Below are 10,203 nucleotides of genomic sequence, written 5' to 3'. Positions count from 1 at the left end.
CATATACACCAGCATCCCCCCACACCCCCCGACCGGCGAATTCAGACACCACGGACCCCCGCACACCCGCGGACCCGGTCGCGCGTCGCCGTCCGCGGCACACTGGAGGCAGGGACGCAGACGGCGGGGCCGGTCCGGCCGGCGACCGCGTGACGGCCGGGCCCGCAGGTGCCTGTGCCCGGACCTCCGCCCGGATGTCGTGGCAGGCCGGGGACATCGGGATGGCCCCCGCCGAACTCGCGGCGCGGGGCGAGGCGTTCGAGCCGCGCGCGGCGTACGGCAACGGCCGGCCGGTCCGCTGAGCCACCGTCCGTGGGAGCCACCGTCCGTGGGAGCCGCCATGAGTTCGACCGCGATCGCAGACTACGCACTGATCTCCGACCGGCACTCCGCCGCGCTGGTGAGCCGGGACGGCTCCGTCGACTGGTTGTGCTTCCCCCGGTTCGACAGCCCCTCGGTCTTCGCGCGGCTGCTGGACGGCGCGGCCGGTCACTGGTCGGTCCGGCCGTCGGTCCCGTACGAGGCGACGCGGACCTACGTGGACCGGTCCATGGTGCTGGAGACCACCTTCCGCACCGACTCGGGAACGGTCACGCTCACGGACGCCCTGCTGACCGGCCCCGACGGCGACGAGCACAGCCTCGGGGCCGGCGCACCGCACCTGCTGGCCCGCAGGCTGGCCTGCGCCGAGGGCGAGGTGCCGGTGGAGACGGAGTACCGCCCGCGACCGGAGTACGGGCTCGTCGCGCCGATCCTGTCGGGGATCGCGGGCGGGGTCACGTCCCGGGGAGGGGCCGAGTGGCTGGTGCTGACCACCCCGTACCGCATGGACTTCGCGGACGCCACGGCCCACGGGGCCTTCACCCTGCGGGCCGGCGAGTCCGTCTGCTTCGGCCTGCACCGTTCGACGCTCGAGGAGCCCCCGGCCCACGTCTGGACGCAGGAGGACCTGTCCGGCCGCCTGGACTCCACGATCGCCGCGTGGCAGTCGTGGTCGGACATGCACCAGGCCTACGACGGGCCCTGGCGCGACCTGGTGCACCACAGCGGCCGGGTGCTGCAGGCGCTGTCGTTCCAGCCCAGCGGCGCCATCGTCGCCGCCGCGACCACCTCGCTGCCGGAGGGCGTGGGCGGCGAGCGCAACTGGGACTACCGCTACACCTGGGTCAGGGACGCCTGCCTGACCATGGAGGCCCTGTGGGTGGCGGCCTGCCCCGACGAGGCGCACGACTTCTTCGCCTTCCTGGCGACCGCCGCGCCGTCGCTGAGCGAGGACCGGACGCTGCAGATCATGTTCGGGGTGGGCGGCGAGCACGACCTGAGCGAGCGCACGCTCCCCCACCTGCGCGGATGGCGGAACAGCCGGCCGGTGCGGGTGGGCAACGGCGCGTGGTGCCAGCAGCAGATCGACGTCTACGGGGAGCTCCTCGAGGCCGCCTACCGCCTCGCGGACCAGTTGCACCGGATCGACGACGACACCCGGCGTTTCCTCGTCGCGTGCGCGGACGCCGCGGCGGAGCGGTGGACCGACAAGGACCAGGGCATCTGGGAGGTCCGTGGCGAGCCCCGCCACTTCCTGCACTCCAAGGTCATGTGCTGGGCGGCGCTGGACCGGGCCGTGCGGCTCGCCGAGCACCTGGGCGCGCGCCGGGACAAGGTGGCGGCCTGGCGGAGAACCCGGGACGAGATCCACCGGACCGTGCTGCGGGAGGGCTGGAACGAGGAGGCGGGCGCCTTCACGCAGTACTTCGGCTCGACCGCCCTCGACGCGTCGAACCTGATGATGCCGATCGTCGGTTTCCTGCCCGCCGACGACCCGCGGATCCGCGCCACCATCGACGCGACGGAGCGGAGGCTCACCGACGCCGCGGGGCTGGTCTACCGGTACCGCACCGCGGAGGGGGTGGACGGCCTCGCCGGCGAGGAGGGCACCTTCCTGCTGTGCACCTTCTGGCTGGCCCAGGCGCTGGCCCTGTCGGGCCAGGCCGAGCGGGCCAGCGACGTCTTCGCGCGGGCGGCGGCGTACGTCAACGACGTGGGCCTCCTGGCGGAGGAGATCGACCCGGTCACCGGTGAACTGCTCGGCAACTTCCCGCAGGCGTTCAGTCACATCGGCCTGGTCAACGCCGCCTGGGCGATCAGTGAGGCCCGGCAGCCCATCGCCGCATGACGATCCGTCAGGAGGCTTCTTCCGTGGCGCAATCGCCCGGGGATGGAGGCATGACACACAAAGCGGGCCCGGGGCCGTTCATCGGGGGCCACTCCGGGGCCCCGGGCCGCTGACCACATCAGACACCCGTCGAGGGGTTCCTGCGAGCCGGACTGACCCACCCGGGCTCAACCGGGCACGGCCACAAGCGGCGTGACGGGGTGTCCCGGGTCACTCGGCGCGGCGAGGTTCTTTGACACGATCGGCGCCGGCCGGGAAGGGGGGCCAGGCCGGCGCCGGATCGAAGCGGGGCCGTTCTCCTGCCCGGCAGCACCCCGTGGGGGCGGACCGCTCCGCGTCCCCGTGGAGTCCTGCGACAGGTCTCCCGCGCCTGGTCCAACCGTGAACCGGAAGCGGTCATTCCCCGTCGTCATTCCCCGTCGTCATTCCCCGTCGCGTCCGGTGCCCGGGTGAGGCGTCTCCCAGTCGGTGGCGAGCAGGCCGAACAGCAGGTCGTCGGTCCACTCCCCCTTGATCCAGGTGTGGGCCTCGCGACGGCCCTCCAGCCGGAACCCGACACGCTCCAGCAGACGCGCCGAGGCGGTGTTCCGCGCGTCGCACTCGGCGGAGACGCGGTGCAGGCTACTCACGGTGAAGAGCCGGTCCAGCAGCGCGGTGACGGCCTCGGTGGCGTAGCCGTGGCCCTGGTGCGCGCGGGCGAGGGTGAAACCGAGGTCGGCCTGCATCCGGTTGTCGTGCAGGCACACGCCGATGTCGCCGATCAGCTCGCCGGTGGCGGCGAGCTCCACCGCGTACTGGAACCAGCCGGGCTCCTCCGGATCCCCCGCGGCGAACCGCGCGACGAGGTCCGCGGCCGCCTGAGGGGACACCGGCTCGCTCCAGCCCTGGTAGCGGGCGACGGCGGGGTCGGACCGGTAGACGGCCAGGGCCGGCGCGTCGGCGGGGCGGAATCGGCGTACGCGCAGCCGGGAGGTCTCCGGGAACATGCCCGCGATGCTCTCATGCCGGGGCACGCCTTCCGAGGTCCCTCCCGACGTCCCTCCAGGCGCCCGCCCCGCCCGTTGCGTTGGTGCTCACCCGTCACAGGCACGATGCTGGTCAGTGGATGCCCTGGCCGAGCCCGGTTCCCCCGCCGCCGCGGGGGAAAGAAACCTAGCGAGGGCGAGATGACAGCCATGGAGCCACTTCCCACCGCCGCCGGTGGACAGCCGGAATCCCTGGGGACCGACGGCGCCACCGCCTACACCGCCTCCGCCACGCTCGACGACCACGGGATCGTCACCGGCTGGAGCGCCCAGGCCCACCACCTGCTCGGCCACGCGCCCGCCGAGATCATCGGTCATCCCGCCACGCTGTTGCTCGCCGGACCCCCGCCGCACGCGCCGCCCCCCTCCACGCCACGCTGGGCCGGGACCCTCGCGCTCCGCCACCGGGACGGACACACCCTGCGCCTGCGCCTGCTCGCCCACCACCGCGAGACGGCCCGCCGGCCGCCGGGCGACACCGGGCCCGGGAACAACGGCGACGGGCACGACAAGAGCGGCTGGCTCGTCGTCGCGGCGGTCCCCGGGTCCACCGGCGACCCGCCGGCGCACGACGCGGTGTGCGGCTGGGCGTTCACCCAGTCCCCCTGCCCGCAGGCCGTCTTCGACACCGGGCTGCGGCTGACGCGGGCCAACGCCGCCTTCGAGGACACCCTGGGACTGCGCGAGGCCGAGATGCGCGGCCTGCGGCCGGCCGACCTCGCCCCCGGTGACACGGCCCGGCAGACGGAAGCCCACATGCGGAGCGTCCTGACGAGCGGGCGCCCGCAGCACGCCCCCGCCCCCTTCACCGCGGACGGCTCCATCGCCACCGGAGACGACGGCCGCCCGGGCACCGCGCCGGGGGACGGCGCCGGCGGGGAGCACGCCCTGCAGGCGACCCTCACCCCGCTCACCGACCCCGCGGGGACGGTGAGCGGGGTGGTGCTCACCACGCACCCGGCCGCGGAGGACCCCGAGGTGCGGCGCCGTTCGCAGCTCCTGCACGACGCCGCGACCCGCATCGGCACGACCCTGGACACCACCCGCACCGCTCAGGAGCTCACCGACCTCGCGGTGCCCGAGCTCGCCGACTACGCCGCCGTCGACCTGATCGAGCCCTCCAGCGGCGCCCGGGCCGCGGGGTCGGACGGTCCGGTGACCGTGACCCGCACTGCCGCCAGGTCCATCCTGCCCGGCACCCCCGAGGCCCTCATCGCCCTCGGCGACACCGCGACCTACCCCCCGGGGTCCCCTCCCGCGCAGACGCTGGCCACCGGCAAGGCCGCGCTGTACGACATCACCGAGGCCACCCTCGCCCGCTGGGCGGCCCAGGACCCCCGGGCCGCGTGGATCCGCGAGGCGGGCACCCACTCGGTCATCGCGATCCCCCTCACGGCCGGCGGCGGCACCCTCGGGCTGGCCGTCTTCAGCCGCCACCGCAACCCGGTCCCCTTCACCGCCGACGACCTCGCCCTCACCGAGAAGCTCGCCCACCGGGCCGCCACCGCGATCCACAACGCCCGCCGCTACGCCCGCGAGCGCACGACAACGATGACGCTGCAGCGCAGCCTGCTGCCGCACACCCTGCCCGAGCAGGACGCCCTGGACATCGCCACGCGCTACCTGCCCGCGACGACGCACGCCGGGGTGGGCGGCGACTGGTTCGACGTGATCCCCCTGTCCGGCGCCCGTGTCGCCCTCGTGGTCGGCGACGTCGTCGGGCACGGCATCCGCGCGTCGGCCACGATGGGGCGGCTGCGCACCGCGGTGCGCACCCTCGCCGACGTGGACCTGCCACCGGACGAGCTCCTCACCCACCTCGACGACCTGGTGATCCACCTCTGCTCCGACGACGCCGGGGAGGACCAGGACGCGGAGACCGCGGGCGGGATCGGCACCACGTGCCTGTACGCGGTGTACGACCCGATCTCGCGCCAGTGCAGCCTCGCCCGTGCGGGGCACCCTCCGCCCGCCGTGGTGACCCCCGACCACGCCGTCCACTTCCTGGACGTCCCCGCCGGCCCCCCGCTGGGCCTGGGCGGGCTCCCGTTCGAGACGATGACCACGAACCTCCCCGAGGGCACGGTCCTCGCCCTCTACACCAACGGGCTGCTGGACCCGCACCACAACGACATCGACCAGTCCCTGGACAAGATGTTCACGGCCCTCGCGCACCCGACCTCGTCGCTGGACACGGTCTGCGACCGGGTCCTGACCACCCTCATCACGCACCGCCCGACCGACGACATCGCCCTCCTGGTCGCCCGGACCCGCACCCTGCCCTCCGACCACATCGCCACCTGGCAGCTGCCCAACGACCCCGCCACCGTCGCGCACGCCCGCCACCACACCACGTCGCAGCTGACGACGTGGGGCCTGGAGGAGACCTCGTTCACCACCGAACTGCTCGTCAGCGAGCTGGTCACCAACGCCATCCGCTACGGCAAGCCGCCCATCCAGCTGCGCCTGATCCACAACAACACGGCGCTCATCACCGAGGTCACGGACACGAGCAACACCACCCCGCACCTGCGCCGTGCCCGTACGTACGACGAGGGCGGGCGGGGTCTGCTCCTCGTGGCGCAGCTCGCCCAGCAGTGGGGCACCCGTCACCATCCGCGCGGCAAGACGATCTGGACCGAACAGGTCCTGGCGCCCGCCTGACGGCCACGGCCGTGCATACCCCCACCCCGTATCCCGGTACCGCCCTCGTGCACCTTGGCACATACCCCTAGGGGGTATAGCGTGGAGCGACGCGCCCACCCGGCACGCCTCCCCACGCCACGCCACCCACGGAGCAGCCTTGAACACCGGAACGAAGATCACCGCGTTCGCCGTCGCCCTGGCGGCCTCGTTCGGCACCGCCTACGGCGTGGGTGCGGCCTTCGACCCGGTCCGCCCACCGGCGGCCGGCGCGAACGCGCCGGGGCCGGGACACGCGCACGACACCGCCGACGACGAGGGCGCCGCCCAGCCCGCGGGAGGCCTGGCGACCAGCGAGGCGGGCTACACCCTCGACCTGCGCACGCCACACGTCGGTTCCGGTCGCCCGGCCGAACTGCGCTTCCTCATACGCGACGCCGACGGCCACCCGCTCACCTCGTACCGGCGGGCCCACGAGAAGGAGCTGCACCTGATCGTCGTCTCACGCGACCTGACGTCCTACCGCCATCTGCATCCGGTCCGGGCCGCCGACGGCACGTGGAGCACCCCCGTCAGCCTCCCCCGCGCCGGGGACCACCGGATCTTCGCCGACTTCACCCCCGCCGCGAAGGGCAGCCGGAACCTCACGCTCGGCGCGGACCTCTCCGTGGCCGGGGACCACCGGCCCGGCAGCCCCGCGCCGGTCTCCCGGACGGCGACCGTGGACGGCTACACCGTGACGCTCCACGGCGGCCTGCAACCCGGCGCCGCGCGGGAGCTCCGGCTGACGGTGACGAAGGACGGCCGTGAGGTCACCGACCTGCAGCCCTACCTCGGTGCGTACGGCCACCTGGTCGCCCTGCGCGCCGGCGACCTGGCCTACCTGCACGTGCACCCGGGCGGCGCCCCGGGCGACGGCGCAACCGCGCCCGGGCCGGACGTCTCCTTCACCGCCACGGCCCCGAGCGCGGGCACGTACCGGCTCTTCCTCGACTTCAAGCACCAAGGAACCGTCCGCACCGCCGCGTTCACGGTCACGGCCGGCCCGGAGGACGGCCATGCCGGCAGGGACGGCGGCGGGACGGGCGGCCACGGCCACTGACGTCGGGCGTGGCTCGCGGCAGGCTCCTCAGCCGGAGCGGCGCCGCAGGCGACGGGCGCCGAGGAAGGCGGCCGCGCCGGCGGCCAGCGCGCCCCCGGCGGCGCCGGCCAGAGCGCCGACGTCGGGCCGGTGTTCGCCGGACCCGGTGTCGGCCAGCGCCGGGCGACCGGACTCGGCGGCGGTAGCGGCCTGGAGGATCAGGTCGGCGACGGCGTCGGGCCGTGCGATCAGGGACACGTGGCAGGTGTCGAGCTCCACGGTGTGGGAGTGGGCGCGTTCCGCCTGGAAGCGCTCCTGGTCCGGGTTGATCGTCATGTCCTGGCGGCCGACGAGGGCCCAGGACGGGATCGTCTTCCAGGCCGCGACCTTGGCCTTCTCCGAGAACGCGGTGGTGGCCGCGGGCCGCTGGGTGACCGCCAGCAGGTTCGCCTGGCTCTCCGGCAGGCAGGCAGCGAACACCGGGTGCACCTTGTCGCGCTTGAGGTAGAGGTCGGTACCGCTGACTCCCCCGCCCGCCCGGAACGGCACGGACTTGGTGGCGGTGCCCAGCGCGCTGGGGAACCGCTCGGACAGCGACATCCCGCTCTCACCGACGTCGGGCATCAGCGCGGAGACGTACACCAGCGACTTCACCTGGGGGTTCCCCGCCGCGGCGGAGCTGATCACCGCGCCGCCGTAGGAGTGGCCCGCCAGGACGATGGGGCCCTTGATGCTCTCCAGTACGGAGGCGATGTAGGTGGAGTCGCTGTACAGCCCGCGCAGCGGGTTCGCGGGGGCGATGACGGGGTAGCCGCGGCTCTCGAGCCGCTCGATCACCCCGTTCCAGCTGGAGGCGTCCGCGAACGCCCCGTGGATCAGGACCACCGTCGGCTTCGTCCCGGTCGTGTCCCCGTCCGCGGCGGCCGGGGCCGCGGCGGACGCGCAGAAGGCCAGGGCGCAGCCGGCCGCGGCGACGTGGGCGCGGCGTATGCGACGCCGCGAGCGGGAATCCAGAGTTGCCGCCATGCCGTATCTCGCTTTCCTCGGTGCTCAGGGCGGGGGCCCTACGGCACCTGAGTGTTCACGGCTCGGCGGCGACAGGCCCGGCCGCGTATGCCGACCGGGTCACGGCCATGGGCCGTCGGGGTGAAAGCCGCCCCGAGGGGGTGTGCGGCCCGCTGGACGCACCGCGCGGCCGGGCCGCGGGGGCGGTTCCGGGTCGGACGGCGACGGCCTCGTCCATCTCATCTCCCGTCTCACGCCCGACCACATGAGGGAGCGCGGGGGGCTGCCGCGGCACCGGCCTGGCGACGCTCTTCCTGCTCGGTACGTCGACCGCCGGCCGCCGCATCGCGGTAATGGAGCGCAGCTACAACGCGGCCGCCGGGACGCTCCGCGCCATCGGCGGAGTCCTCGTGCCGCGGAGCCGGATCCTGCGTCAGTCGTGGTCCAGGAAGCGGTGCGGATGTGCCGGGTAGACGCCCATGATCCGCACCTCGGAGGAGAAGAAGCGCAGCTCCTCCAGGGCCAGGGCCACGCTGCTCTCCTCCGGGTGGCCCTCGATCTCGATGTAGAAGCGGCTGGCCTTCAGCCCCGCGCCCACCTGGTAGCTCTCGATCTTGGTGAGGTTCACCGCGTTGCTGGAGAAGCCGCCGAGCGCCTTGTAGAGCGCGCTCGGGATGTTGCGCACCGAGAAGAAGAGGCTGGTCATCATCGGCGTGCCCGAGTCCGGCGGGAACACGGCTTCGCGGGAGAGGACGACGAAGCGGGTGGTGTTGTCGGAGGTGTCCTCCACGCCGCCGCGCAGCACCTGCAGCCCGTACAGGTCCGCCGCGCCGGGCGGGGCGAGCGCCGCGTGCCGCGGGTCGCCGAGCTCCGCGACCTCGCGGGCGGCGCCCGCGGTGTCGTCGCTCACCAGCGTCTGCCAGCCGCCCTCGCGGATGATCTTCCGGCACTGCCCCAGGGCGTGCACATGGCTGCGGACGCACACGACGTCCTCCAGCGTGGCCCCGGGCACGCCCATCAGGTCGAAGCGGATCGGCAGGAAGTACTCCGCGATGATCGAGAGGTCCGCCTCCGGCAGCAGGTGGTGGACGTCCGCGACGCGACCGGCGGCGGAATTGTCCACGGGGATCACGGCCAGGTCCGCGCTCCCCACCGCGACTGCCTCCAGCGCCTGCTCGAACGTCGTGCAGGGCAGCTCCCGGCTCTCGGGGTACAGCCTGCGGGCCGCGGCGGCGGAATTGGATCCGGGTTCTCCTTGGTAGGCGATGGTCACCATGTGCGCGTCGGTATCTCCGGATCGGTGGGCGGTGCGTGCGGCGGGGCCGTCCTCGCATGCTACTGCGCGCCGCGCGCGCACCTCGTTCCCGTCCGAGGGCCGGACGGCCGTGGCCGGACCGGGACCCCGGCTCGCCCCGGGCGCGGGCGGGTGGCCCACGGGCGGCCCCCACCGCCCGTGGGTTCCGCGCCGGCCCCGGCGGCCGGCGCGGAGATCATCACCACGGCAACTGCGCGGTCAGGTCGCCGAAGGTGCTAGTCGGGCCGTCCGGGCCGACCGTGGCGTAGCGCACGATCGCCTCGGCGCCCTCCTCCGGGGTCTGGATGCCGTGCCCGCTCAGACCGTGCAGGTCGGTGGCGCTGAACCCGGGCTCGACGGCGTTGACGCGCATGTGGGGCAGGCCCTTGGCGTACTGCACCGTGAGCATGTTCACCGCCGCCTTCGACGCGGAGTAGACGGGCGTGACGTACCGCGACTCGTTCTTCCCGGGGTCGAGGACCGTGCCGAAGGAGCCGAGCCCGCTGCTGACGTTGACGATGACCGGCTCGGCGGACTCCCCCAGGAGGGGGAGGAAGGCGTGCGTCACGCGCACCAGGCCGACGACGTTGACGTCGAGGACGGTCGCCACGTGGGCGCCGGAGGCCTCCGCGGCGCCGACCATGCCCTCGAAGACACCCGCGTTGTTCACCAGGACGTCGAGCCGGCCCTCGCGGCGCCGCAGCTCCTCGGCCGCCGCGGTCACGGAGGCCTCGTCGGTGACGTCGAGCAGGAGCAGCTCCGCGCCGAGCTCGTCGGCGGCCGCACGTCCGCGGGCGGCGTCCCGGGAGCCGATGTAGACGGTGTGCCCGAGCTTGATCAGACGGCGGGCGGTCTCGCGGCCGAGGCCCTTGTTGCCGCCGGTGACGAGCGTGATGGTCATGGGGTGCTCCCTTGCTGGTGCTCGCGACGCGCGGGTGAGCGCGCGCCGGCGTGTCGGGGGGTGTGGTGGGAAACGGTGGGGGGT

The 10,203-nt window shown here is 74.0% G+C and carries 7 protein-coding genes; 3 read left to right on the top strand and 4 right to left on the bottom strand.

Going from position 1 to position 10,203, the window contains the following annotated elements:
- The first annotated feature begins 340 nt into the window (after positions 1-340).
- A complete protein-coding gene (locus tag PV350_RS40130; RefSeq protein ID WP_500338364.1) occupies positions 341-2,170 on the top strand; it encodes a glycoside hydrolase family 15 protein in 1,830 nt (609 codons plus the stop codon).
- A 422-nt stretch (positions 2,171-2,592) separates the two neighbouring features.
- Here PV350_RS40130 and PV350_RS40125 read toward each other — a convergent pair whose 3' ends face one another.
- Positions 2,593-3,156: a GNAT family N-acetyltransferase gene (locus PV350_RS40125; protein WP_499509139.1), complete on the bottom strand. Its 564-nt coding sequence runs from the start codon at positions 3,154-3,156 to the stop codon at positions 2,593-2,595.
- Between the two features lie 189 nt (positions 3,157-3,345).
- On the opposite strand from PV350_RS40125, the gene PV350_RS40120 reads away from it, so the two are divergent.
- Both PV350_RS40120 and PV350_RS40115 read left to right on the top strand, forming a co-directional pair.
- Complete coding sequence (locus tag PV350_RS40120) at positions 3,346-5,859, top strand: SpoIIE family protein phosphatase (protein WP_499509140.1); 2,514 nt, start codon at positions 3,346-3,348, stop codon at positions 5,857-5,859.
- A 139-nt stretch (positions 5,860-5,998) separates the two neighbouring features.
- Entirely contained in the window at positions 5,999-6,940 is a 942-nt protein-coding gene (locus tag PV350_RS40115) for a DUF8832 domain-containing protein (RefSeq protein ID WP_500338362.1), read from the top strand.
- Positions 6,941-6,967: 27 nt separating this feature from the next.
- Here the strand turns inward: PV350_RS40115 and PV350_RS40110 are convergent, their stop codons facing one another.
- From PV350_RS40110 to PV350_RS40100, 3 genes are all read right to left on the bottom strand, one after another.
- A complete protein-coding gene (locus tag PV350_RS40110; protein WP_500338360.1) occupies positions 6,968-7,945 on the bottom strand; it encodes an alpha/beta fold hydrolase in 978 nt (325 codons plus the stop codon).
- 412 nt (positions 7,946-8,357) lie between these two features.
- A complete protein-coding gene (locus PV350_RS40105) occupies positions 8,358-9,200 on the bottom strand; it encodes a prephenate dehydratase (protein WP_499509143.1) in 843 nt (280 codons plus the stop codon).
- Between the two features lie 217 nt (positions 9,201-9,417).
- Entirely contained in the window at positions 9,418-10,119 is a 702-nt protein-coding gene (locus PV350_RS40100; protein ID WP_500338358.1) for an SDR family NAD(P)-dependent oxidoreductase, read from the bottom strand.
- Positions 10,120-10,203 lie beyond the last annotated feature (84 nt).

This window comes from Streptomyces sp. PA03-6a (assembly GCF_033792765.1).
Lineage (GTDB): Bacteria > Actinomycetota > Actinomycetes > Streptomycetales > Streptomycetaceae > Actinacidiphila.
This window is presented reverse-complemented; position numbering and strand designations above follow the sequence as displayed.